Here is a 25,585-nt window from a genome sequence, read left to right on the forward strand (position 1 = left end):
ATCAAACAAAAAGCGCGATAGGGAGTGTTCGATGAAGGCCGCCGTCCTCTATGAAGTCAACCAGCCGCTCGTCATCGAGGACATCAGCCTGCCGAAGCCGGGACCGCGCGAGGTGCTGATCCGCACCGCCGTCGCCGGCCTCTGCCACTCCGACCTGCATTTCATGGAAGGGCTCTATCCGCATCCGCTGCCGGCGGTGCTCGGGCACGAATCCGCCGGCGTGGTCGAGCAGGTCGGCTCCGATGTCACCTATGTGAAGCCCGGCGACCATGTCGTCACATGTCTCTCCGTCTTCTGCGGCACCTGCGACAATTGCACCACCGGCCGCACCGTGCTCTGCACCGACGCGACGGTGAAGATGCTGCCGGGCGTCTCGAACCGGATGCAGTGGTCGAAGCCGGAGAAGCTGCACCAATTCCTCAATCTCTCCTCCTTCGCCGAGCAGATGCTGGTGCACGAGAATGCCATCGTGAAGATCCGCAAGGACATGCCGCTCGATCTCGCCGCGCTGATCGGCTGCGGTGTCATCACCGGCTATGGCGCGGTGGTGAACACGGCGAAGGTGACGGCCGGCGAGACCGTGGCGGTGATCGGCTGCGGCGGCGTCGGCATGGCCGCGATCAACGGCGCGCAGATCGCCGGCGCCGGCCGTATCATCGCCATCGATACCAATCCCGCAAAACTCCAGCTCGCGACCAAGCTTGGCGCGACCGACATCATCAACCCGGCCGACGGCGATGTCGTCAAGCAGGTCCGCGACCTCACCAATGGCGGCGTGCACCATTCCTTCGAGGTGCTGGGCCGCAAGGAGACGGCCGAGCAGGCTTTTGCGATGCTCGCCTCCGGCGGCACCGCCACCATCGTCGGCATGATCCCGTTTGGGCAGAAGATCGAGCTGCACGGCTTCGACTTTCTGCGCGAGCGCAAGATCCAGGGCTCCTCGATGGGCTCGAACCACTTTCGGGTCGACATGCCGCGCCTGGTCGACTTCTATTTGCGCGGCCGGCTGCATCTGGAAGACTGGATCTCGGCCAAGCTGAAGCTCTCCGAGATCAACGAGGGTTTTGCCAACATGAAGGCAGGCAAGACGCTACGCAGCGTGATCGTGTTCGATAGCTAGCGGCCGTTACGGTGTCATCGCCCGGTCAAGCCGGGCATGACAGTTCGTAGCCCGGATGGAGCGAAGCGCAATCCGGGATCTTTGTCGCGGATCGGCTGTCCCGGATTTCGCTTCGCTCCATCCGGGCTACAGGACTTCGAAGCATCAATCATCGAACATCTTCGGCGGCACGAAGCCGGCGAACTCGCGCTCGATCAGCTCGGCGAGCTTGAGCGGCGTCCTGTCCTCGAGGAAGGGACCGACGATCTGCACACCGACAGGCAGACCGTCCTTCGACAGGCCGAGCGGAACGGCCGTCGCCGGCAGGCCCGGAAGCGTTGCGATGCCCGGCCAGGCGAGCTGGTCGGAATAGGAGTAATTCTTGCCGTCGATGCTGATCGTTCGCAGGCGTTGTTCCGACGAATGATCGTGCTGAAAGGCCGGCGTCGGCATGATCGGGCAGATCACCGCGTCGAAGCTCCCGAACAACGCCCGCCATTGCGCGCGCAGGACGGCGCGGCTACCCGCATCGAGCACCCAGTCGCGGTGGCTCGCGGTGATGCCGCGCAGCCGCTCCGCGTCAAGGCTGGTGTCCTCCGGTGACAGCTGGCTCGCCCGCGCCTGCGCATCCGCCAGCTCGTCGGGAGGTAGGAACGCGCCGAGGAAGCCCAGCAGCATGCGCATGTAAAGCCGCGACGTCTCCGCGAAGTCCGGGAGCAGCGCGCTCTCGCGTGCGACGGTGACGCCGGCCTTCGCAAGATCGGCCGCGAGCTTGTCGATTGCGGCGCGGACATCCCGGTCGCTCGGCAGCAGGGGATGGCTGTCGATCACCAGGACACGAAAATCCCGCAGCGATTGATGTCGCGCGGCCGGCAAGTCGAGCTTGTAGGCGATCCCGACGTCGAGCGGATCGGGTCCCGCCATGACGTCGAGCAGCAAGGACAGATCCGCCGCCGTGCGCGCCATCGGCCCGATGACGGCGAGGTCGCCCTCGCGCGGAATGGCTGGAAACGGCGGCGGGGTCTCGCCGCGCGCCGCGCAGAGATTAAGGGTCGGCTTGTGCGCGAACACGCCGCAATGAAATGCCGGCACACGCAGGGAGCCGCCGATGTCCGAGCCGGTGGCGAGCGCGCAATAGCCTGCGGCGAGGGCTGCCGCCGATCCCCCGGACGAACCGCCCGGCGTGCGGCCGAGATCGTAGGGGTTGTTGGTGGTGCCATAGATGTCGTTGTAACTCTGCCAGTCGCCGAGGCCGACCGGCACGTTGGTCTTGCCGAGGATCACGCCGCCGGCCTGCTTGATGCGGGTCACCGCCAGCGCGTCTTCCACGGGCTTGAAGCCCTTCTGCGGCACGAATCCCCAGGTCGTCGGCAGGCCTGCGATGTTGAAGGATTCCTTGATCGTCGTGGGCAGGCCGAGCAGCGGCTTGTGCTCGCCGCGCGCCAGCGCCGCATCCGCCTCGCGCGCCGCAACGAGCGCGCGATCGAAATCGCGCACGCACACCGCGTTGATCCTGCCGTCGTGCCGTTCGATACGCGCAATCGAATCCTGCGTGAGCTCGACCACCGAGACCTTCTTCGCACGCAACGCGGCCGACAATTCGCCCGCACTCTTGAAACTCCATTCCGATCCGGCCACGGCGCTTCTCCCGCTCTGGTTGCTCGAAGATGATGCGCAGTCTGGCCGAATCTCGCAACGGCTGTTTGATGAAGATTGTGGTTCCCGGTCAAATCAGGCCATGCCGGCCCTGGCGAGGAAGTCGAGCAGCAACCGGCTGACCGCGGCCGGCTGCTCCTGCTGGACCCAATGGCCGGCGCCGTCGACGAGATGGCAGCCGAGCATCTTCGTGCACGCGCTGCGCTGCATTGTCTCGAAAGCGCCGGCCCGTTGATAGGTGCCCCAATCCTGCTTGCCCGAGATGAAGCAGGAGGGCACATCGATGCTGCGGCCGGCAAACAATTGCATCTCGTCATTGAGCATGCCCGATGTGCCGTAGCGGTACCATTGCAGCCCGCCCTGAAATCCGGTGCGGCTGTACTCGGCGCTGTAATAGGCAAGGTCGCTGTCCCGCAGCCATTGGTTCGCGGCGATCGCGGCCGGCGAGGGCATCTCCTTCGCGACCGTCTCGGCCATGGTCTCGTGCAAGTCCATCACGTAATAGGTCGGCAGCTTCGCCAGCTCCTGCGCCGACCATGCTTGCAGCGGATAGGGCTTGTTGTCGGTCCAGTCCGCGCTCTTGTGATGATAGTAGGCGCGCAGGAAATCATGCACGCCCTGCGGTGCCTGCTGCATATCGGCATTGGCTTCCCGTGTCGAATAATACCATTGATAGTGCTTGCGTGGCCGCGGCAGCGAGGCGAGCTCACGATGCACCGGGTCTTCCACCGCGGGCTTTGCCGGATTGTCGACCGTGCCGAACGGCAGCGGCGGCGGTCCGCCGAACGGCGCGCTCATCATCGTCACCGAACGAAACACGTCGGGCCGGATCAAGGCGCACCAGGCTGCGACCGGGCTGCCAAAATCATGTCCGACCACATCGACCTGCCTGTAGCCGAACGCCGACACCAGGCCGAGCGCATCGCGCACGAGACTGAGAAGCGAGAACGGCGCGAGAGGGCCGTCGTACTCCGCGCTCCATCCCGTGGTGCGTCCGTAGCCGCGCTGGTCCGGTGCGATCACGTGGTAGCCGGCCGCGCTGAGCGCCGGCATCACCTTGCGCCAGGAGAAGGCGAGCTCGGGAAAGCCGTGCAGCAAGAGGATACAGCGCCGTCCCTTGGTCTCGAAACCGGCCTCCAGCACATGCATCCGCAAGCCGTTGATGCCGTCGACGGTGCGCGAGCGGATTCCGGCGGGCAGGGGAATGTCGGGGAGTGCGGTCATCGTATTCTCCACACGGGCAGTATCGGCGGGTGGGTTAGCCCCGGGGATTGCGCGAAGCGCAAGCCGCGCGGCGTAACCCACCTCTTTATTCTCCGCGGAGGCAGAAGTGGTGGGTTACGCTCGGCGTCTGCGCTTCGCGCAGCCGCAGAGCTAACCCACCCTACGACAGCCAGACTAAACCGCCACACATTCGAACGCGTTGCCCTTGCTCCTGATCTTCCCGACCGACGGCGAGGGGAAATGCGCGGTGCAGCACAGCGTGTCGGTGTCGCAATAGCGTTCCAGGAAGCTGCGGCGCGTCTTCGCGGCTGCGGCCGGATCGACGTCGAACTTGATCGACAGCTCCGGATAGAGCGTCTGCAGCGGCGAGTGCATGAGATCGCCGGAGAACACCGCATCGTCCTTGCCGCGGCCCATCGTGATGGCGATATGGCCGGGCGTGTGACCCGGCGTCGGCAGGATGCGGACGTGGTCGCCGATTTCGTGGTCATTGCCGACGAGCTCGTGCCTGTTGGCCTCGACGACCGGCAACACGCTGTCGACGAAGGGCGGAATCTCCGTCTTCGCGTTCTGCGCGGACCAGTGATCGAACTCTTGCTTGGCGAACAGATAGCGCGCCTTGGGGAAGGTCGGCACCCAGCGGCCGTTCTCAAGCCGCGTATTCCAGCCGACGTGATCGACATGCAGATGCGTGCACATCACGAAGTCGATGTCGTCGACCGAAAACCCCGCGGCGCCGAGGCCGCGCAAATAGGTGTCGTCGGTCTTCATGTTCCATTTCGGCCGCGGCCGCGGCTTGTCGTTGCCGATGCAGCTGTCGACCAGGATGGTGTGGTGCGGCGTCTTCACCACGTAGGACTGGAAGCACAGCAGCAGCACGTCCTCATCGTCCAGTGCCTTCGCCTCGCGCATCCAAGCCCGGTTCTCGGCCAGCACCTCGGCCGTCAGCCCCGGCAGCATCTCCAGCGCCGGGACGAACGAGGTCTCCTGCTCGATGATGCGATGGATGGTGAGATCGCCGACCGAGAATCTGAGGCTCATGAGGACTCCCGAGACTTATGCCGCTGGCGGCACCGAGATCTTGACGGAGGGCCGCTCCAGCATCTTCTGGTGGAATGCGTCGAGCTTCGGAAAGGCCTTACGCCAGCCGCAATCGGCGAAGCGGAAGTCGGCATAGCCGAGCACGCAAACGAGGCCGATCTGCGAGATGTCGAACGGGCCGTTCAGCACGTCAGGCATGTTCTCGAACCGCGCCATGCCGGTCCAGGCCCTGTTCCAGTGGTCGTCCGACCAAGCCTGCCATTGCAGGCCCTGCGGCCGCACCATCTTCTCGTAGCGGCACAGCAGCATGGAGTCGAGCATGCCGTTGATCAGCGAGTGATTGGTCTTGGCTTTCCAGCGCCGCGGGCCGTAATCCGGGATCAGGCTGCCGCCGCCGATCTCGTTGAGATATTCGACGATGACGTAGGAATCCAGGATGACATCGCCGTCATTGGTGAGCAGCACCGGCAGCTTCTTCAGCGGCGTGATCTTCGAATAATCCTCGTTGGCGGTGCCCGGCGTGACGCTCGCGGGCACGAGCTCGATCTTGTCGATCAGCCCGAGCTCGATCGCAGCGATGCGCACCTTGCGGGCAAAGGGCGAGGCGGGGGAGAAGGTGAGCTTCATGGAGAGTATCCCACAAATGAACGTTTTGTTTCGTCATTGCGAGGAGCGAAGCGACGAAGCAATCCAGAGTGTTGCCGCGGAGGGATTCTGGATTGCTTCGCTTCGCTCGCAATGACGGCGAGAGGGCGGAGGCTTACGCCGCCACGATCTCCTGGCGCTGCTCGCCGAGGCCTTCGATGCCGAGCGTGATGACGTCGCCGACATTGAGGAAGGTCGGCGGCTTCATGCCGAGGCCAACGCCGGGCGGGGTGCCCGTGGTGATGACGTCGCCGGGCAGGAGCGTCATGAACTGCGAGACGTAGGAGATGCACTTGGCCATCGAGAAGATCATGGTCTTGGTCGAGCCGGTCTGTCGGCGCTGGCCGTTGACGTCGAGCCACATCGACAGGTTCTGCACGTCCTTGATCTCGTCCTTGGTGGCGAGCCACGGCCCGAGCGGGCCGAACGTGTCGTGCGACTTGCCCTTGGTCCACTGGCCCAGGCGCTCGATCTGGAAAGCGCGCTCGGAGACGTCGTTGCAGACGCAATAGCCGGCGACGTGGTTCAGCGCGTCGGCTTCCGAGACGTATTTGGCGCGGGTGCCGATGATGGCGGCGATCTCGACCTCCCAGTCGAGCTTGGTCGAGCCGCGCGGCTTTTCGACGGGATCATTCGGGCCCGACAGCGAGGTATTGGCCTTCATGAAGATGATCGGCTCGCTCGGAATCTCGGCGCCGGTCTCCTTGGCATGGTCGGAATAGTTGAGGCCGATCGCCACGAACTTCGAGATGCCGGTGACGGGGGCACCGAACCGCGGCTTGCCGGAGACGGCGGGCAGCGAGGCGGGATCGAGCGCGGCCAGCTTCTTCAGGGATTCAGGCGAATAGGCCTCGCCGGTGAGGTCCTTCACATGCGCCGACAGGTCGCGCAACTGGCCGGATCTGTCGATCAGGCCGGGCTTTTCCGCACCCTTCTCGCCATAACGAACAAGCTTCATTCTCGTTTCTCCCTGGGAATGGACCGATCGGTTAACTGCTTCATGGAACAGGGCGGCGGGAAATTCAACCGCCCAAAACGGGCATCACCCCAGCGCCACGAACCTGAATGCGTCGCCGTCTCGCTTGATATGTCCGGCGGAATAGTGACCGCCGATCACCAGTGTGGGTGTGTCGGCAAAGCGCGAGAACACCGCGTGCCGGCTTGCCGCCGAACGCGCGGGATCGGTATCCACGGTCGAGCACCAGTCGAGATGGGCCATCTGGCAGGGATGATGGGCAACGTCGCCGGTCAGAAGCGCCTGCTCGCCATCGGACTCGATCAGGACGCTCATGTGCCCCGGGCTGTGACCGGGGGTTGGGATCATTTCGATCTCCTCGCAAAGCCGATGGTCACTCGGAACCAGATCGGCCTGGCCGGCATCGACCACTGGCTTCACGGAGTCGTTGAACACCGCGACCTTGTCCGGCTCGGCCGTGTAATCACGCCAATGATCATATTCGGTCCTGCCGAAAACATAGCGCGCCTTCGGGAACGTCGGCACCCATCGGCCGTCAACCAGCCGCGTATTCCAGCCGACATGGTCAACGTGAAGATGCGTGCACAGCACGGTGTCGATGCTGTCAGGCGGAAACCCCGCCGCGGTCATGGTCTCCAAGAACGGCGTGCTGCGGTTGTTCCAGGTGGGGACGCCGCGGCCTTGCTTGTCGTTGCCGAGGCCGGTGTCCACCACGATCCGGCGCGTCGGCGTCTCCACCACCAGCGAGTGGATCGACATTTTCAGCCGGCCTTCGTCGGTGGCGAAATGCGGGATCAGCCAGGGCAGCTTCTGGATCTCGTCATGGGTGGCTGCCGGCAGGATGAAGCGGGTCGAGCCGACCGTGTCCATTTCGACGAATTTCGTGATCCTGACCTTGCCGACCTTCCACTGCATCCGCCGCCTCCCATTTTCTTGCTCTTGCGCTGGAACATGCACGTTTTCTGCCATCGGGCGCAATGGATCATCTGAGGTGATGTGGCGTTATCGCGGGGAACTGGATGCTAGCCGAAGAGGACGCCATGCCAGAGCTTGCGATTTCCGCGGAAAAGGTCGCCTTTATCATCGAGAAGGCGCGCGAATTCGACGTCAAGGAGGGGGCTTCTGATCCGGACTCCGGCTCGAACGCGGCCGACGACGATATGATGGACGTCCTCGACGACGATGGCTCCGATCCTGTCGTCCAGGAGCTCGGAAGCTTCATGATCGCCTTGAACGAGGACGAGCAGCTCGATCTCGTCGCGCTGACCTGGCTCGGACGCGGCGATGGCACGATCGATGACTGGGACGATCTGCGCGCCCGCGCGTCGGAGGCGCGCCGTGAATATGGCAGCCCACGCCGCGAAACGGTGCACTATCTGCTCGGCGAGCCCATGCTGGGCGATCTGCTCGCGAACGGGCTCGACGAATTCGGCATCGACTGGACCGATGAGCGCACCACCGCCGATTCCTCCGCTCCGAGCCAGCAGGATGAGGACGAGCCGACCAAGCAGCGGTGATGATTTTACCTCGCCCCGCTTGCGGGGAGAGGTGGGCGCGAAGCGCCGGGTGAGGGGGAGTCTCCGCGAGTCCGACTGTCACCGTGCTTGCGGAGAGAGCCCCTCACCCCAACCCTCTCCCCCGTAAGAACGGGGCGAGGGAGTACATCTGCAAACGCGACTACAGCGTCCCCGGGAACGCGCCACCATCCAGCAGAATGTTCTGTCCGGTGATGAAGCCGGCCTTGGCGCCGCACAGGAAGGCGCAGGCATAGCCGAATTCGTCGGGCTGACCGAAGCGCCCCGCCGGGTTGAGCTTGGCGCGCTCGGCCAGGATCTGCTGCGGTGTGACACCGCGCTTGTCTGCTTCGCCCTTCGCGGTGCTGGTCAGGCGATCGGTCTCGAACGGGCCCGGCAGCAAGCCGTTGATGGTGACGTTGTTGATGACGGTCTTGCGCGACAGGCCGGCGATGAAGCCGGTGAGGCCGGCGCGGGCTCCGTTGGAGAGGCCGAGGATATCGATCGGCGCCTTCACCGCGGCCGAGGTGATGTTGACGATGCGGCCGAACTTGCGCGCCATCATGCCGTCGACGGTCGCCTTGATCAGCTCGATCGGGGTCAGCATGTTGGCGTCGATCGCCTTGATCCAGTCGTCGCGGGTCCAGTTGCGGAAATCGCCGGGCGGCGGGCCGCCGGCATTGTTGATCAGGATGTCGGGCTCGGGGCAGGCCTTCAGCACCGCCTCCCGGCCCGCCGGCGTCGTGATGTCGCCGACGATCTCGGTGACCGTCACGTCGGGATAGGCCTTGCGGATCTCGTCGGCGGTCTTCTTCAGCGCATCAGCGCCGCGCGCGGTCAGCGTGACGTCAACGCCGGCCTCCGCCAGCGAGAAGGCGCAGGCGCGCCCGAGACCCTTGCTGGATGCACAGACGATGGCGCGGCGACCTTTGATCCCAAGATCCACTGTTTCACTCCCGTAAATGTCAGGCAGGTTTTGGACGGCGGCTACATTAGCCAACTGTGATGCCGCTGATAAGGGATCGGCCCGCACCAAAATGCATGCGCCTCGCGGCTAGCGATGCAAATGCGCCAGATCAGATCCGCCGCTCCTGCTTGAGGCGGTCGATCGCGGCGGCAGCCTCCGGCGGCAGGGACTTGAAGCCCATCTGGCCCGCGGTCGAGAACAGCGGCCGCAGATGCGAGCCCGCGAGGAAGGGCGGCTGGCGGTTCGTCGGCACGATCTGATCGAACACCAGCACCAAGGTGGTGGCGACGAGGCCGACCCTGACGGCGCCGAGCGCCGCGCCGCCGAGCCGGTCGCCGATGCCGGCCTCGCCGATCGTGTCGTTCAGCGCGATGCGGCCGATATGGCCGAACAGCATGCCGACGACCACGAAGATGGCGAAGAACCAGATCCAGTTCTGCAGCAGCGGCGAGTTCGGATTGCCGGCGATCTGCGGTGCGATCAGCGGCATCAGCGCCACCGCGATCGGGGCGGCGAGCAGATAGGCGAGGATGGTCATGGCGCTGCGTAGCAGCCCGGTCCTGAACCCCAAGCCGACCGCCACTGCCAGCGCGGCACAGACGGCGAGATCGAAACTGTTCATGCGCGAAAGCCCTGCCTCGACGGAACGAATGAACGCCGAGCCGATCATTCCGGTTTCAGATCGCTAAAATCGTCTGTATTGGTGGCTTCAAAGCTTAAAGGAACCGTCCAAGGAACGCGTCATGTCAGACCTATTCGACGTCAGTAAAGAAACCATCCTCGTCACGGGTGCGAGCCAGGGGCTCGGCCGGCAATTTGCCCGGGTGCTGGCGGCGCATGGTGCGGCCGTGGCGCTCGCTGCGCGGCAGACCGACAAATTGAAGGGCCTGGAAGAGGAGATCCGCGGCAAGGGTGGTCGCGCCGCTGCGGTCGCGCTCGACGTCACCGACACTGCCTCGATCGCCAAGGCGGTCGATGCCGCTGAGGCCGCGCTGGGCCCCGTCACCGTGCTGATCAACAATGCCGGCATCGCCATCGAGAAGCTCGCGACCGAGCAGACCGAGGCGGATTGGGACGCCGTGATCGGTGCCAATCTCAAAGGCGCCTATTTCCTCGCAACCGAAGTAGCGCGGCGCATGATCGCGCGCAAGCAGCCGGGCAACATCGTCAACATCGCCTCCGTGCTCGGCACCGGCGTCTTGAAGGCGCTCTCGCCTTACGCGATCTCCAAGGCCGGCATCATCCAGGCGACGAAAGCGATGGCGCTCGAGCTCGCTGGCCAGAACATCCGCATCAACGCGCTTGCGCCCGGCTATATCGATACCGAGATGAACCACGCCTTCTGGTCGACGCCGGCAGGCGAGCGCCTCGCCAAGCGCATCCCGCAACGCCGCGTCGGCGCCGAGTCCGATCTCGACGGCGCGATTCTGCTGCTGGCGTCGAATGCGTCGCGCTACATGACGGGCAGCGTGGTGACCGTGGACGGCGGGTTCTTGCTGAGTTGAACGTGTCTTCGCCTCTTCCCGCGTGCGGAGAGGCCGGAATTTGCGAAAGCAAATTCCGGGTGAGGGCGAGCCTCCGCGATTCGAGACGGCGAGTACACGCGTCGCTCTATCCGCGTCGTCATTGCGAGCGTAGCGAAGCAATCCAGAATCCCACCGCGGAAAGACTCTGGATTGCTTCGCTGCGCTCGCAATGACGGAAAACGACTTAGCGCATCTCTCCACGGATCATATCCGCCGCCTTCTCCCCGATCATGATGGTCGGCGCATTGGTGTTGCCGCCGACCAGCGTCGGCATGATCGAGGCGTCGACGACGCGCAATCCTCCGATGCCATGCACCTTCAACGCCGGATCGACCACGGCCATCGCGTCGGTGCCCATCTTACAGGTGCCGACGGGGTGATAGACGGTGTCGACACGCGCGCGCAGAATAGCGCGGATGTCGTCATCCGTCTTCACGTCGGATGTGAACATGTCCTTCTTCTGCAGCGCCCGCATCGCAGGTGTCTCCATCAGTCGCCGCGTCGTCTTAAAGCCGGCGACCATCGCCTCGAGATCCTCCGCCTCGCCCAGAAAGTTCGGGTCGATCATCGGCGCTGCGAGCGGATCGGCGCTTTTCAGCCAAATGCTGCCGCGGCTCTTCGGCCTGAGCAGACAAAAATGGCATGAGAAGCCCGCCTCCTTGTGTTTCTTGCGGCCGTGGTCGTCGAGCATCGCGATGACGAAGTGGAGCTGGATATCAGGCACGTCGAGATCAGGCCGGGTTTTCAGGAAGCCGCCGCATTCGGCGAAATTGGTGGTCATCACGCCGCGCCGCTCGCGGCGATATCGCTGGATACCGCGCAGCAGGGATGGCAACCGACTGATCGAGGCGTGAACGAAGTGCGGATAGTCGGAGGCGTAGACGAACACGAAGTCCGGATGGTCCTGCAGATTGCGCCCGACGCCCGGCAGGTGATGCACGACGTCGATGCCGTGGGCAGCAAGCGCATCACCATCGCCAATGCCCGACAGCATCAATAGCTGCGGCGACTGGAAGGCGCCGGCGGCGAGGATCACCTCGCGGCGGGCGCGCAGCTGCCTTGTCTGCCCGCCCTGCACATATTCGATGCCGACGGCGCGCCCTGCTTCGAACAGGATCTTCGTTGCCTGCGCTCCCGTCTCGACCCGCAGATTCGGCCGCTTGCCGAGATGAGGAGCCACATAAGCCCGCGCCGCGCTCCAGCGCTCGCCGCCCCGCTGGGTCACCTGGTAGCTGCCGAGCCCTTCATGGTCCTCGGCATTGAAGTCCTCGCGGATCCGGAACTGCGCCTCGCGTGCGGCCTGATGGAAGATGTCGTGAATCGGATTGTCCGAGCGCAGCCGGTTGACATGCAGCGGTCCGCCCTTGCCGTGATACTCGCCGTCGAAATCGGCGTTGTCTTCCGAGCGCTTGAAGTAGGGCAGCACGTCCGCATACGACCAGCCGGAATTGCCGAGCGCGGCCCAATGGTCGTAATCCCATTTGTGGCCGCGGATATAGACCATGGCGTTGATCGCCGAGGACCCACCGAGGCCCTTGCCGCGCGGCTGATAGCCGATGCGGCCGTTCAATCCCTTCTGCGGCACGGTATCGAACGCCCAGTTGGCCGCGGCGTAGGGCAACGCGAGCCCGAATGGCGTCGTGATCCGCCAGGTGTCGTTGCGTCCCCCTGCATCGAGCAGCGCGACGGATGTGCCCGCATCCTCCGACAGCCGCCCCGCAACGGTGCAGCCGCCCGAGCCCGCGCCCACGACGACGAAATCGAATGTGTCGGTCAATGTTGTTCCCCCGCCGGCGCTTCAGCCTTAATCTTGTTGCCGCAAGCTGGCCCTTTGTGGAACTTCTGGCAAGACCGCGCGAAACGGCGCGGAAATCCGTCCATCCCCCTGTCACAAAGTCGAAAAAAACGTTCCCGCAGCCCTTTCCAAAGGCAGCCCGCCTTGATACATACCCCCCGCACCCGACGGGCATTGCCCGGGGGTCGCCTTCCAAGGAAGCCTTTGGGACGGAAGCGAAAAGCCAGCGCGGCCAGCGCCGGCCCTCAACCGACCGTCCCCAGGATTTAACCGAAGGCGCGCAAAGGTTTAACGCGGGGTGGAGCAGCCCGGTAGCTCGTCAGGCTCATAACCTGAAGGTCATAGGTTCAAATCCTATCCCCGCAACCACCGATGCTTGCGATAGCAAGCTATCCAGAGCCCCGGCCTCCGAGAGGAAGTCGGGGTTCTTCTTGCCCGCCGCAAATTGCAGGATCGCAGCTAGGTCACCGCGCAGCACGATGGCGAGTTGTTCCGCCTCGGGCACGAGCGTCACCTGGTCGACCAATGTACGGAACACCTCCGCCGCCTCTGATCTCTCCTCTTCGCCTTGCAGGCTCTCATAAAGCGCCGAGATGCGCTGCCGATAGATCTCCGCCATGCTCGGGTGCAAAAGCGGCGGGGGGTCTTCGGCATTCGCGAGCAGATCGGTCAACTCCGCCTTGCGAGCTTCCAGCGTATCCATCTCAGCCTTCATTGACGGTTGATACATGCCATCTTTGATCGCGGTGATAATGCCTCGAATCTGCTTTTCAACTCTTCCTAGCTCGCTCTGCCAAGCATCCTGATCGGTTCGACGTTCGATCCGCAGCCGGTTTACTTCACGGGTGAATTCCTCGCAGAACTCCTTGAATAGCTCGGGCTCCATCAAGTGCGTCCGGAGGCCGCTCAATACGGATGTCTCCAGCGTATCGCGGCGCATGTTCAGGCGATTTTTGCACGTCCCCTTGTTGCGCGCCGTCGCGCAGCCGAGCAGGTCCTTCGAGATCATCGTGTACCCACCGCCGCAAGAACCGCATTTCACCAGCCCGGCGAAGAGATACCTGGGCCGCCGACGGTCATTGAGCTTGTTCTCGCCGGGTGCCGAGGGCTCGTAGGCGAGTGCCTGCTGACGCGCCTTCACAGCGTCCCAGGTATCCTGATCGACGATGCGCAATTCGGGGACGTCTAGGGTCACCCACTCGGATTCGGGGTTGAGCCGAGAAACCCGTTTGCCAGTATCCGGGTCCTTCAGATAGCGAAGCCGGTTCCACACGAGGCGCCCGACGTAGAGCTCGTTGTTGAGGATGCCAACGCCGCGCTTTGGATTGCCGTGAATGGTCGATGGTCCCCATTCGGCGCCTTGAGGTCCCGGCACACGCTCGCGGTTCAGTTCGAAGGCGATCGTGCGCGAGGATTGGCCGCTGAGGTAATCTGTGAAGATGCGGCGGACGACAGCCGCTTCGGCCTCATTAATCCTGCGATCGCCGCGGATTGGCTCGCCATTGGCAGCGAACTGCTTGACGACGTCATAACCGAAGCACAATCCCCCGCCGGACTTGCCGTCCTCGATGCGGCCGCGCAGACCTCGCCGAGTCTTGTCCGCCAGGTCTTTCAGGAACAGGGCATTCATAGTGCCCTTCAGCCCGACGTGGAGATGTGTGACGTCGCCCTCCGAGAGCGTGACGATCCGCACGCCGGCGAAGGCCATACGCTTGAAGAGCCCTGCAATGTCCTCTTGATCGCGGCTGAGGCGGTCCATCGCCTCTGCAAGTACGACCGCGAACTTCCCCCGGGTCGCGTCGCTGATCAGTTCCTGGATGCCGGGGCGAAGCAGCGATGCGCCAGAGATGGCCCGGTCTGTATAGCTGTCGACGACAGTCCAACCTTGCTTCTCGGCGTGAAGGCGGCAGAGCCGCAATTGATCCTCGATCGAAGCGTCACGCTGGTTGTCTGATGAGTAACGGGCGTAGAGCGCGACCTTCATGACGCCTCCTTATTCCGGGAGACGGTCACGCTTCCGGCTGTCTGATTCGGTTTGCACGAAGTCCCGCGCGGCCTGCCGAGCCAGCAGGCGCACCAAGTTGACGAGGCGCGGATCAGGCTTCGATCCGACGGTCGCAGCCGAGGGGCCGGGCGCAGCATCGGCGACCGCGCGAAACTCTTCGGCTGTTGTTCCTCTCTGTCGCGCCACCACGGCGTCCTTGTCGTTGCGCGGATCCCTCCGCATCGTGACAAAGATCGCAAGTTACGGTCGCAACGCAAGAAAAAATATTCAACGGTATCAATGCCTTGCTTCGTAGTCGCGCGCTTTTCCGAGATGCGCAGCGTAGCGGATCGGGAAGTCGCAAGGTCGAGCGCGCGAAAAATATTTTCGTGATCACCTCTGCGAGATGCGATTTGGTTGATCCCGACGTCGGACAACGCTCCTCCCTCCATCCTTCTGCTATGCCGGCGGTGAAAGGCCAAGCTCCACATACAAGGCCTTCAACTTCGCCAGGGCAGCGTCCAGCATCGGTCTGGCCGCATCGCGGCAATAGCTGTACGGGTCATTTGTCGCATTGGTCCTGACCACGAGGCACATCTCGCCCTTGCTAATGAGATGCGCCGTGCTCCGTCGACACTTCCGCTGCCGTTGCGCCTGCTCGACTTTAACGTCAATGAGGATGTCTCTCACCTTAGGCATCGTCGTTTCCTTTAAGGGAATCCCTGATCCTATCGCCCAGCATGTCGAGGGCCGCCAATGCGTCTTCATTGTCGCCGGCGTCTGGCGACTTCCGGCTCCCAGACTTGATCCCCAAATGCTCGTTGATCGCTTTGTTGAGCAGCGATGTCACCGCGGCCCTGTTGTCCCGCCCAGCCACGGTCTTGTCCCGTTGTCCAACCTCCCTGCCGTTGGGCGACAATTTGAGGTCCTTGAGAATGCGGGCCACGACTGAACCGGTGCGTTCGGAAAGCCGCTTTCGCGCATGCACGCGGCGTGCCTGAGGCTGCGTTGGAAGATTGCCGGCGCTGCTGACGGCCGACATCTCTTCCTGCTTGCGCCGCAACGTCTGCCGAAGCTGCTCCTTGTCGACCACATCGCGTAACCGCAGACCACTGCCGATCTCGTGATCCAGCATTTCGTTGAGGACGCGATCGTCTTCGGGATCGAGAAACGACCTGTTGATGAACGAGCCAACGATTTCATTATCGACCAGCATTCCGATGTCGAAGCGGCGAGGCTCTCCTTTACCCTCGCCGTCGCCATTCTCGTCTCCGGCCTCGAGCCACTTCTTGACCATGGCCTGGTCGTCGAAGTCGAGCTCGCGGAAATCGTCCCAATGAGCGTCGGTGTTTAATCCGACGTGAGAGACCACGTAGGCGTGGTTGTCGGCATGATCGGGCTTCGCCTCGTGCACGACACGCATGACACGGCCCACGAACTGAATATACGGCGACAAGCTCGCATACGGTCTGAAGATCGCGGCGACACTCAGCGGCGGGTGGTCGAACCCTTCGCCCAGCATTTGGACCTGCACGATGCTATCGAGCCTGCCGCTACGAAGCTCGGCCAGCACCGCATCCTGCTTGTCCCGATCCATTTCGCCGTAGATCTCGCGGGCCTTGAGGCCGCGCTCTTCGTACAGTCCACGGACCTGGCGGGCATGATCGACCGAACAGGCGACTGCGATGATCTGATGCCGAAAGCCGCTGCGCTCGCGCAGCTCGTTGAGATATTTGATGCTGGCGTCGACGATGTGCCGATTGCACTCTGGAGCCAGGGCGACGCCACGGCGAAACCATGCGTGCTCGCGCAAGGCCATCACCTCTTCCAGGCTGTGTCGTTTGGCATCATCCCGGTAAGTGAACGACAGCTCCGACGGTGCTACATTTCGCGAGTGAATCTGCTTGATGTAGCCCTTCACCATGGCCCGGGTGAAGGGGTAGCGGTAAATCACCTTGCCGACCGGCCGCGACCCGTCACCCCGGAACGGCGTCGCAGTCAGGCTGACGACCTTCGCATTCGGGAAACGGTCGAAGATCTTCGTCCAGCTGGGAGCGACGTTATGATGGCCCTCATCAATTAGGATCATATCGAAGTAGTTCGGCGGAAACTGCGGAAGCCAACGGTCGGCGGAACTGGCCAATTGATGGATGTTGGTCACCACGAACTGACTTGCATTGCAGTCGTGCAGATTGGCGTCTACGCCATCGAGCACGGCGCGAAACGGCCCCGCCGAAAAATCGTGAAGCGCGCCAGTCCGCCTCCAGAAATTTTTTGGATTGCTGATGTCGAGCGCTTCGGCAACGCCGGTGCGAATAGTCAAGTTCGGCGTGATGACGAGCGTCCGGCCCTTGGCCACGCCGAATGGCAGCGTCGCGATGACGCCGGTCTTGCCACAACCGACGGGGATCTGCAGGATGACCGGCTCGTCTGATGTCTCGAAATGGTTCCGAACTGCGCGATGAGCGCCCTGCTGAGGCTCACGGACCTTCGGGTTCGCCTCGATGTCCGCCATCAGCGTTTGAAACATGTGGTCGGGCTCTTCGGCCGCCTGCTCGGCGCGCCGATATTCGAGCCGGAACGGTTCAAGGTCCGGCCGGCGATAGAATCGATATCCGCTGCCTGGACGCCGCACTGGCTTTAGTCGACCGGAGGCATCCCAGCGGCGAAGAGTGTCTTTCGACACGCCAACATATTCGGCAGCCTCGGCGAGGGTGAGGAAATCTGGAGCATCTTTCTGGGACATGATGCAACATTATGCAACATTATGCATTGAGTCAATGGCGCATGTTGTGAATTCTCGGTGGCATGACAGGCTCCGCTCAGCTGGTCCCGCACAAGCCGGCGGTGCGGCAAGCGGAAGGCGTCAACGCACCTCGAAAGCCTGTCAAAGCCTGTCCATGGCTGGCGGAAGAGCCGTATCGCGCCAGAGTCGCTATGTCCGAAATGTGTTAAGCGTTCGGACGGCAGGATCCGGATAAGGACGATGGCGTGATGCGTGCCGACATCTTCACTGAAGAGGCTATGACCCGGCCGCTCTTCGAGGACCTTACTGGAGATCACGCGCGTGAGGATGAATGGTCCGGCCCGCACGGCTTCGCCATCGGCGGGATGATGCAGGCCAACACCGCTTCCCTTGCCGAGGAATACTTCACAGCCGCCAATGAGCTTGTGGATGCGATCAAGGAGAAGCGCATCGCCGACTACCGGATCGGCAACGCAGCCCTGTTCCTATACCGTCATTCCTGCGAACTCATTCTCAAAGCCGCGCTGCCCGCCTCGAAGCGAACTCATGATTTGACTGGCCTTACTGATAGCTTCGTGGAGATGATCAAAGAGAAATATGGACAAGATGTTCCAGCTTGGGTTGTGAGGCGAATGAAGGAATTGGCTGCAATCGATCCCAATTCGACCGCGTTCCGCTATGGCAACTACGGTACGCCGATTGACGCCGGGGACGCGCCCATCGAGTTCGAAGCCTATATCAGCCTCTCGCATCTGCAAGCTGCGATGCTGGCGCTTAACACCGCGTTGGTTTCGGCGGTCGCAGAGATCGGGTTTAGCCGTCGCGGGCAATGACTAACTAAGTCCGCGCGAGCGCGCGCGGTGGTGGGCAAGCCGTCGGCGATGCTCATCCGTTAGCCAAATCGGCGAATTCCAACGGAGCTCGGCGCGCGCTTGATCGCTGAGGCTAGACGAGAACTCGGGCTTTCCCTCGTCGTCGAAGGTAACGAGTCCACGATCGAATGCGGCGTCCCAAAGCGCCGACAGCAGCAACCCATTATGTACATTGAGCCGTTCGGCGTCGTTGTCACATTCCGCCCAGGGAATGATGTGCGATGCCCGCAACAGAGCCGCGTCACTTATTCCTGTGAGTGGGCAACGCCCCCGCCAGTAGTCCATTAGGCGAGCGCGAAAGATGTCTTGACCGATCCTCTCCACGATCAGCCGCTCGGCCTCGGTTGTCCGCGGTAGCCCAGTAACGCGCCGCTCAAACTCCCGGAGTGGTGCATCGGGTAAGCTGACGCTCAGCTCATAGACGCGGCGCAGCACTCCATAAAGCGCACCAAGCGTATCGAAGGCGAAGCGAGCACTCCCAGGACCGACTACCTCAGCGCTGGGTAAGTTCAGTTCCTGGATGACACCGTAATGGTCGAGAGCCAGATACCATGGTCCTGCTGCCCCAGCAGCGGCCAGGTGAACCACACCGCTCGCCGTAGTAGAACCGAAGGCTGCCCACCCCCTCTCTTCCCCCAAAACGCGGCGGAAGCCGTTCTGCCAAGCGGCCTTTTGGCATTCCTCACGAACAACGAAGGACTGAGATGTTTCGACCATGATATTCTCAGGATCAAATGTCCATTCCGAATAGACGTCTTTCGGGCGGCGTCGAACTCATCTGGAGTCGGACGTAATGCTCGTCCTGCAATTCAGGCGGCGGAGCCGTGGTGGTCGTGACGATGTACTGGAAGCAAGGCGTTTCCACTCCTTGCTCCCATTGATGCACAAGGCTGAAAAGGCGGGCGTACAGCTGTCCATCCAGGTCGGCCTCGCGTGGACTATCGTGTAGCAGAAAAGCGGGTAAGTCCGCTTTCTCCTCCACGGCCATATGCAGCGCGGCAAGGTCGAAAGCGACGATCTTCAGGGAGTCCAATGCAGCCGTTGACACCTCGCCTCGTCCTGAGAATTCAGCGTCGACCTTCAAGCCGTTGCCGTCGAGCTTGATAGCGCCCGCCACCCCATCAGGAAGCCAGGCGGCCATAATACCTTGATACTTTTCCTCCAGCGTCCGGATGGCCGCTCGCGCCCGCGCGCGTCCGGCCTCCAACTGCGCACGAACCGCGTCGAGCTCAGCGGTCCCTGGCGGCGCAGGTTTCGCAGTGGTTTCGCGTTCGCGCAGCGATCGTACGTCGTCGAGCGTTCTCCTCGCTTGATAGATGCGATCTTGCACCTGCCTGGCGGCTGCGTGAGCACCGCGGTTGGCGGCATCAGCGGTTCTTGCCTCGGCCTCGAGCGCCTGCTGCTGGGAACCGAGCTGCTGAATCTGGGCCTCGACGCCTTTTGCCTCCTGCTCGGCACCGTTCGCTTGCGCATCAAGCTCCGCGGCTTTCCTTTGCTTGTCCGCAATCGAGGCCTTCAATGCGGCCAGGTCGCAGGCTTCGAGCGAAATCCCGCATCCCTTTGCCTTGACCTCATCTATGTTGACCCTACAGACGGGGCAGACCCTGATCCCTCCCTGAGTGACGTCGATCTCGCCTAGGCTCGCTTCGGAACGGTAGCGTTCGGCTTCACTGCGCTTGAACCGCGCCTCGTTTTCCAATTGCTGACGTTTTGCCGTTAGTGTCTGACGATGCTCATTGAGCGCCTTTTGGCGCGCGAAGATTGAGCTGACATCGGGCGGCTTCGGCAGCTCGGTTCGCATGGCGTTGGCCAAGGCCACCTCCGCCAGAGAGACCAGACCTTTCCGATCGATCGTGTCGTCGAATCCCACTTCGTCGTCGGCCTTCAAGGCGAGCCTCACACTCTGCAGACCGTCGGCATACCGCTGTAGCTGATAAGCTTGGCGCCGCCGCTCGTCCTCGACCGCGGCCACAAGCTGCCGCTCGCGGGCGGCGGCTGCGCGCTCGTCAGCATCCAAAGCGCGCAAGGCGAGGCGTACCATGGTGAGCTTGGCTGTTTCGCCGATCACCTGGGCACGAGATCGGGTCTGCGTGTGCGATGACCGCCAGGCCAGAATATCGGCTAAGCGGCACTCCTGGTCGCGGGTCAACCACGCCCGAAGGACGTCCCAGATCTGTTCACGACCAACCTCTGGCGGCGTCGCTCCGGTGATGGTCGAAAAGAAGCTCGCTATAACGGTGGGGTCGATAGATGCTCGATCGTCCTCTAGACGTCCCCGCGCTATTCCATCTTCGACGGAATCGGCTTGAGTGACGAACTCACCGCCTGGCGGTCCAAATGGGCGGACCGCGATCCAGCACCCGCCATCAATCAGAATCTCCGCCGCGATCAGACCGTTGGGAATGCGCGCCAAGAGACGTGATCGCTGTGTGTCCGCGGCGTAGCCGGGCTCTCCCAGACAGGCACGAAGTAAGCGGCAGAACGTTGTCTTGCCGCTACCATGGGCCAAGGCGTGGCTGCCGCTGCTCGACATATCCGGTGTCCAGATGATGTTGAGTCCGGGCTTCAACCGCACGTCACGGATGATAGTCTGCGGGTCCCTCAGAATCGCCAGACGACGGATCCATAGCCGAGGCCCTGTTCGACCTTGCGGCGAGACCGGCGGATGGATCACCGGGGTAAACAGATCAGCTTGAGCGGCCACTTCCAAACCTCGCCCAGATCACGTTGTCCTCAGGCGCGGCCACAGCAGTGAGGCTCGCGACTTCCATGCCCCGCACGGCGCGAGTCACGAAGGCGGCACGCTGGGCGTCGGCAGAGGTGGCCTGTAGCCCCGCCGGACTAAAATGCTGACCTCTCGCCCACGTAGCGTCAGCGCTCTCCGCCAGCTGACCTGAGGTGAGCAGCGTCTCGAAAGTGGATCGCCATGCTCCATTGATGGCCGGCCGCAACCGGACCGCGCCGTGCGAGGGTTGCGCCTCGCGGCCAACGAGTCTGATCCATTGGCTCCGATCGCCGTCCGCCAGCAAAGGAGTCAGCAACGCTGGCTCAGCAAGACTCGCGATAACGAAGCGCACACGGGCGCCATCGGTGGCCGCGTCCATTTGCCAGAGCGCGTATTGCGCAGCGTATCGGAGCCGGTCTCGAGGCTCAACGCTTGTCGGCCAAGCCCATGCGTGGTCTGCCAGCTCTTCAAAAGGCGGCAAATCGATGGAGACAGGAGACATATCAGACGCCTGAGCGCCCACCTGCTTCCACGCCTCTAGCACCAAACGTTCGGTGCGGTACTCGCCGAATTGGCGGGTTTCTTTCTCCCTCAATCCTCTAAATGTCTCTGACGGATAATCGGAGCCTTTGACGCGGGCAGGGTCGAGGACGTACCGCAGCTCTTCCTCCGTAAGACCGTATTTTTTGGCAAAGAAGGCATCGAGTTCGGCGCGCAATTGGGCGCGCCGATCGTCATCCCATGCGAAGGGTGGACCGGAATATCCTAAATCCTCTGCCCACGGCTTCATTGCATTGCTCGTGTAGGTAAGTTCCAGCACGCGTGGGGTGATGAAGCTGAAATCGACAGGCGAGTAAGCCGAAGGGGGAAGGACCGGAAGCTGTTGAGCTATGAAGAAATTGAGGTGCGTACCGCCCACCTTGTGTCGAGCCGAAAAATCGAAGGTCAGAGAACTGAGCATGCCAACGAAAGCTGCCGCTTGTTTTCCGTCGACGTGACCCCCCGGATACCAAATGGGCAGATTGTTCCCGACTCCGGCTTTTGGCAATACTCCGCCAACCACCGTACGCTCGTTGGTTGCGTTGGTGATATCCCGCCAGCCGATGAGCCAACGCGGCTGTTTGGCGGCAATTAGGAGTTCGGCAAGCGCAAGCGCATCCTTCGGCCCTTCAGCAATCCGGGTAAGATCATCCGCGGCCAGCGGTGTTTCGCGCTGCATCTCCCCGGCGACGGCGAGCGTCTTAGGATCGAGCAGGAAGCGTTCAGGAGAACTCTTTAGGGCCCCCCGCCAATCCTGAGCGCGGCCAAGAAGCTGAAAGAGGTCGCTTTCCCGCGCGGAGCGACCCTCAAATACAGAAATCGCCCCGGCAATCCACGTAACAAGCGCTTTAAGCGCCGCTGCACGAGCACCTTCCTCCAGATCAGTATCAGCCTTGCGGCCTGCCTTTCCGCCGTCGCCGCGACCCTGTTTGACGGCGCTTTTTAGCGCGGCCGGTACGCGAGCGGCGCGCAGAACAACCTCTCCCTCGGGCACCCAGTAACGCGGCGAAGGCTCAAATGCTGGATTTTGCTTTTCAGCCAGGGTGCAATCCCGCGCTCCTTCCTCATCGTCGCTCCCATCGACGCCGTAAGTCGCCCAGCGATGATCAAAGTGATGGACCATCTTGGCTTCGTAGAGCGGTACACGGCATTCGGTGCCCCCCTCCGTTTCCCTAACCCAGTTGGCTCCATCTCTCCGCCAGCTCTCGCCCTCCATTTGCGTGGGTGTTCGAAAAAAGCCGGAGTCACTCGACATGTCGAACATTCTCTGGAACGTGATGCCCCAGGGATTGATATCTCCGCCGGCCTCCACGGGCCGCTCCTCGATAAGCACCGAAGTGCGAGCGTAAAGCTTCGCAGTCAAATCGGCATCGGCGCGTGTTCTGAAAACCGGAACTGTCCTGGTGTTTGGATTGACTGCGGCGATTTCAGCCGGGGACAAACTAAAGTGTCGCCGCTCATCAGCAAAATCTTCGGCGGTACGCGAGAAAAAGCTGAAAGAAATTTCCGTGGGGCCACCTTGCGGCGCGGCCAATGTTAAAAGTGAGAATTTGAAGCGCGCATGACCGATACGGTCGAAGAAGCCTCGGCCCGTCTGGAAGTCATGCAGGCTGATCAATCGGCGCTCCTCCACCTGCGCGGCGAAAAAGCTGGCGGTGGTAGAGTCGGTCGCGATAGCTGTCGGCACGATCACGCCTGCGCGGCCGCGCGGACCAACGAGCCGCGAGAACAGCTCCGCAAAGAGGGCATAGGTATTTACATCACCTCTGCCTGTGAGCGGATATCGGCCCGATGAGCGAGAAAACTCGCTGGCTGCTTCCGCCGTGCGCTTTGCAAACACAAAATCTTGCCATAGCCGGCCATCGGCACCGTCTGTATCCGCTTTCTCCAGAGCATCAATCAGCTTTTGGCGTTCCGCTTTGTTGGCCGCGCTGGCGATCGCCGGTGAACGTGCGGCGAAGAACTCCTGTTCCTGCAGCTTGATGCGCTCCCACGGCGGATTGCCGATGACAATATCGAAACCGCCATCGCGCTCCATAATGTCGGGAAATTCGATGAACCAGTGAAAGGCCTTCACCTTCTCGGACGTCAGCGTGGCGCCACGACGTAGATGCTCTGCGGGCACGTGACCGCCGGCCGCCTGCCACACATGTTCAGTGAGTGGCATGGCGTCCGTATCCGTACCGTTGGCAGCTTTAGCCGTGAAGAACGCAGCCATGTAGAAATTTGCCGAGATATAGAGGTCACTCGCTGTTTTCAGGCGTTGCCAATCGTCCGACGCACGTATCGCTTCGAAGCCACGCGCCTTTGCCTCGACGCTCGCCAGATCGTCCTGCACCATCTCCCTCAGCTTGTGGTCCCGCTCTGCTAGGATTTCAGGCGGCGACCAATTCTCGAACAGTTGGGGATGCCCTTTGGCCCGATCACGCTGTTCCTTGTTGAGGCGAGCGTACCGGCGGGAAAGTTCCCTGTCGTCGCCGGTCAGCGGCTTATAGGCTTCGTCCGGCAATCCTTCCCGCAGCATCGTGCGATCGAACACGCCGATCAGACTGTCGCCACAGCGAATCTGCGCATCGAAGAAGGCGAGCGGCCGGCCGGGCTCCAACGCTTCGATCCAAAGCGCGACCTTGGTCAGTTCGACCGCCATAGGGTTGCGGTCCACGCCGTAAAGACAGCGGCACGCCACCTCGCGCAGCGCGTGACGAAAGTCGGCGGCTGAAGGAATCCCACCCGCACGATGGCGTGCGACCCGGGTGGCGATGCGTCGCGCAGCCGCAAGGAGGAAATGCCCCGAGCCACAGGCAGGATCGATAAGCGTAAGCTTCAGAAGGTCTTCGGCAGGATCGGAAGCTTTAGCTTCTCGGTCGTCGAGCACCGGATTGAGGGTGGTGTCGAGCAACAGCTGCACAAGGCTATCGGGGGTATAATACGAGCCGGTCGTCTTGCGCTGATTCCCTTTCTGCTCGGCGGCTTCCGAAGCAAAGGTCAGCGTTCTGCCGTCGTCGCCTAGTTGCGGTTGAAGCTCGAGCAAGGACTCATAAACCGAACCCAGTTCCTCGGTCTCCATCGCGCGCCAGTTCACCGGGACCATACTGGATTTGTCTGAGAGCCAAGAGAGACGAAAGAGCGCCTCCATGAAGGCACGATTGCGCAGGCGCGCGGTTTCGAGTTGCGGCAGCATGCCTGCACTGAAGAGGCCTCCAAGGGCAGGAAGGCCGAGCGTCTCCTGCCCATGGGCAAGAGCACCGAAGACGACTTTCACGCCCTCATAGCGATCGTGATGCCTGTCCCACGAAGCCGCGCGAGCGCATTGTGCACGCAAGAAAGCGAGGCTGTAGCCTTCGGCATAGAGCTTACGAGCGCCGGGTTTCGCCATCTCTGGGTGAAGCAGGTTCCGATCCTCGGCTACCATCAGGAAGATGAGGCGATAGACGAGGCGCAGGAGTTCGTTGAACCATTCGGTCAGATCGACCTCGCCCGACTTCAAGCGACCGGCGAGATCGGAATTGGCTTCGAGGAAGCCCGAACCAAGCACCTTCAGCGCAGTTTCCACTTGGTCCGCCAGCCGGTCGCGGACAGCTTCGCCTTCGCGCGAACCGGCTTCACGCCAACGTTCCAGCGCGCAGTCGGTGACAGGCGCGCCCGCAATACCGAAGCGGGTTCGGTGGATCAGCGACCAAAGGACAGCGAACGAGGCAGCGTCCTCGTTTGCGAATATCTGTGCAAAGTCGGCTTCTATATAGGCAGGGCGGGTCAGGGACGCATTGTCCCGCATGAGCCGGATCACCGCGCCGTTCGTGACCAGGCCCCACAGTGCTTGATCGCTATCATTGAGCCAATCCTGGAGCGCGAAGGCTGGAGATCGGGAGCGGTCGGTCGATAGCGTCGGACTGCGCCTGTCTAGCTTTTCGTCCTCAGGCGGCACCACGACCACAGGCACGCGCCCGCCCGCCACGAAGGAAATCACTCCGTCAGCGGGAAGGAGATCATCGAAGCCGAAGGTTTCCGCGAGGAAGGCTCGCGCAAAACGCCGTGTAGCCTCAACCGAGGGGTTCTTCAGCTCGGCGAAAGCATCGAAGTGTGACTGACCGACGCGGAAGGCGGTCGAGATCTCCTCGCGGATCGTCAGCCCCTTGCGGATGTGGTAGTCCTGCTCCGTCTGCTCGGACGCTTGTCTGCGGTCGATGCTGGCGATCATCGCTGGAGCAATGAGGTTGCCCTCAAGCGTGAGGGAAGGCCATGCTGACATATCGGTGACCGGCTTGCGCGCCATGG

Annotated in this window: 19 protein-coding genes and 1 tRNA gene; 5 read left to right on the forward strand and 15 right to left on the reverse strand. The window is 62.4% G+C overall.

Annotated features, from left to right (window positions below; all coding sequences use genetic code 11):
* The first annotated feature begins 31 nt into the window (after positions 1-31).
* Entirely contained in the window at positions 32-1,120 is a 1,089-nt protein-coding gene (locus I6F20_RS29645; RefSeq protein WP_035997137.1) for a Zn-dependent alcohol dehydrogenase, read from the forward strand.
* Positions 1,121-1,264: 144 nt separating this feature from the next.
* On the opposite strand, the gene I6F20_RS29650 is transcribed toward I6F20_RS29645, so the two are convergent.
* The 6 genes from I6F20_RS29650 to I6F20_RS29675 all read right to left on the reverse strand — a co-directional run bounded on the left by I6F20_RS29650 (position 1,265) and on the right by I6F20_RS29675 (position 7,556).
* The gene (locus I6F20_RS29650; RefSeq protein WP_225129053.1) at positions 1,265-2,737 is read right to left on the reverse strand and encodes an amidase; all 1,473 of its coding nucleotides are present in this window, start codon (positions 2,735-2,737) and stop codon (positions 1,265-1,267) included.
* A gap of 93 nt (positions 2,738-2,830) precedes the next feature.
* Entirely contained in the window at positions 2,831-3,979 is a 1,149-nt protein-coding gene (locus tag I6F20_RS29655; protein WP_275945411.1) for an alpha/beta hydrolase, read from the reverse strand.
* 174 nt (positions 3,980-4,153) lie between these two features.
* Positions 4,154-5,020, reverse strand: coding sequence for an MBL fold metallo-hydrolase (locus I6F20_RS29660; RefSeq protein ID WP_225129054.1), 867 nt, complete (start codon positions 5,018-5,020; stop codon positions 4,154-4,156).
* A 15-nt stretch (positions 5,021-5,035) separates the two neighbouring features.
* A complete protein-coding gene (locus I6F20_RS29665; RefSeq protein WP_225129055.1) occupies positions 5,036-5,647 on the reverse strand; it encodes a glutathione S-transferase family protein in 612 nt (203 codons plus the stop codon).
* Positions 5,648-5,780: 133 nt separating this feature from the next.
* Positions 5,781-6,623, reverse strand: coding sequence for a fumarylacetoacetate hydrolase family protein (locus I6F20_RS29670; RefSeq protein ID WP_225129056.1), 843 nt, complete (start codon positions 6,621-6,623; stop codon positions 5,781-5,783).
* A gap of 84 nt (positions 6,624-6,707) precedes the next feature.
* Complete coding sequence (locus I6F20_RS29675) at positions 6,708-7,556, reverse strand: MBL fold metallo-hydrolase (RefSeq protein ID WP_225129057.1); 849 nt, start codon at positions 7,554-7,556, stop codon at positions 6,708-6,710.
* Positions 7,557-7,681: 125 nt separating this feature from the next.
* Here I6F20_RS29675 and I6F20_RS29680 point away from each other — a divergent pair, with 125 nt between their 5' ends.
* The gene (locus tag I6F20_RS29680; protein ID WP_035997316.1) at positions 7,682-8,158 is read left to right on the forward strand and encodes a DUF3775 domain-containing protein; all 477 of its coding nucleotides are present in this window, start codon (positions 7,682-7,684) and stop codon (positions 8,156-8,158) included.
* Positions 8,159-8,318: 160 nt separating this feature from the next.
* Here the strand turns inward: I6F20_RS29680 and I6F20_RS29685 are convergent, their stop codons facing one another.
* Both I6F20_RS29685 and I6F20_RS29690 read right to left on the reverse strand, forming a co-directional pair.
* Positions 8,319-9,101, reverse strand: a complete 783-nt coding sequence (locus I6F20_RS29685; protein WP_035997153.1) for an SDR family oxidoreductase — start codon at positions 9,099-9,101, stop codon at positions 8,319-8,321.
* Between the two features lie 130 nt (positions 9,102-9,231).
* On the reverse strand, positions 9,232-9,744 hold the full coding sequence (locus I6F20_RS29690) for a CvpA family protein (protein WP_225129058.1): 513 nt from the start codon (positions 9,742-9,744) through the stop codon (positions 9,232-9,234).
* Positions 9,745-9,865: 121 nt separating this feature from the next.
* On the opposite strand from I6F20_RS29690, the gene I6F20_RS29695 reads away from it, so the two are divergent.
* Positions 9,866-10,627 (forward strand): SDR family oxidoreductase, encoded by a 762-nt coding sequence (locus I6F20_RS29695; RefSeq protein ID WP_036020969.1) that lies wholly within the window; start codon positions 9,866-9,868, stop codon positions 10,625-10,627.
* Positions 10,628-10,832: 205 nt separating this feature from the next.
* On the opposite strand, the gene I6F20_RS29700 is transcribed toward I6F20_RS29695, so the two are convergent.
* Complete coding sequence (locus I6F20_RS29700; RefSeq protein ID WP_225129059.1) at positions 10,833-12,425, reverse strand: GMC family oxidoreductase; 1,593 nt, start codon at positions 12,423-12,425, stop codon at positions 10,833-10,835.
* A gap of 310 nt (positions 12,426-12,735) precedes the next feature.
* On the opposite strand from I6F20_RS29700, the gene I6F20_RS29705 reads away from it, so the two are divergent.
* A tRNA-Met gene (locus I6F20_RS29705) sits at positions 12,736-12,812 on the forward strand.
* On the opposite strand, the gene I6F20_RS29710 is transcribed toward I6F20_RS29705, so the two are convergent.
* The 3 genes from I6F20_RS29710 to I6F20_RS29720 form a co-directional block, all read right to left on the reverse strand.
* A complete protein-coding gene (locus I6F20_RS29710) occupies positions 12,769-14,427 on the reverse strand; it encodes a recombinase family protein (RefSeq protein ID WP_225129238.1) in 1,659 nt (552 codons plus the stop codon). The two genes, I6F20_RS29705 and I6F20_RS29710, sit on opposite strands and share 44 nt — an antisense overlap.
* Positions 14,428-14,886: 459 nt before the next feature.
* Positions 14,887-15,126 carry a hypothetical protein gene (locus I6F20_RS29715; RefSeq protein ID WP_225129060.1) on the reverse strand — a complete coding sequence of 80 codons (240 nt, stop codon included), beginning with the start codon at positions 15,124-15,126 and terminating at the stop codon, positions 14,887-14,889.
* Positions 15,119-17,173: a DEAD/DEAH box helicase gene (locus I6F20_RS29720; protein WP_225129061.1), complete on the reverse strand. Its 2,055-nt coding sequence runs from the start codon at positions 17,171-17,173 to the stop codon at positions 15,119-15,121. The genes I6F20_RS29715 and I6F20_RS29720 overlap by 8 nt, the downstream gene beginning before the upstream one ends.
* Before the next feature lie 248 nt (positions 17,174-17,421).
* Between I6F20_RS29720 and I6F20_RS29725 the strand changes: the two genes are divergently transcribed.
* The gene (locus tag I6F20_RS29725; protein WP_225129062.1) at positions 17,422-18,006 is read left to right on the forward strand and encodes a hypothetical protein; all 585 of its coding nucleotides are present in this window, start codon (positions 17,422-17,424) and stop codon (positions 18,004-18,006) included.
* Here I6F20_RS29725 and I6F20_RS29730 read toward each other — a convergent pair whose 3' ends face one another.
* Genes I6F20_RS29730 through I6F20_RS29740 form a run of 3 tightly spaced genes read right to left on the reverse strand, consistent with a single transcriptional unit; the run spans position 18,007 to position 25,583 of the window.
* Positions 18,007-18,762 carry an HNH endonuclease gene (locus tag I6F20_RS29730; RefSeq protein WP_225129063.1) on the reverse strand — a complete coding sequence of 252 codons (756 nt, stop codon included), beginning with the start codon at positions 18,760-18,762 and terminating at the stop codon, positions 18,007-18,009.
* Between the two features lie 13 nt (positions 18,763-18,775).
* On the reverse strand, positions 18,776-20,749 hold the full coding sequence (locus I6F20_RS38205) for a DUF2326 domain-containing protein (protein WP_225129064.1): 1,974 nt from the start codon (positions 20,747-20,749) through the stop codon (positions 18,776-18,778).
* The gene (locus I6F20_RS29740) at positions 20,733-25,583 is read right to left on the reverse strand and encodes an Eco57I restriction-modification methylase domain-containing protein (protein ID WP_225129065.1); all 4,851 of its coding nucleotides are present in this window, start codon (positions 25,581-25,583) and stop codon (positions 20,733-20,735) included. Before I6F20_RS29740 ends, I6F20_RS38205 begins: the two co-directional genes overlap by 17 nt.
* Positions 25,584-25,585 lie beyond the last annotated feature (2 nt).

Origin of the sequence: Bradyrhizobium sp. IC3123 (genome assembly GCF_020193625.1) — a bacterium.
Taxonomy (GTDB): Bacteria; Pseudomonadota; Alphaproteobacteria; order Rhizobiales; family Xanthobacteraceae; genus Bradyrhizobium; species Bradyrhizobium yuanmingense.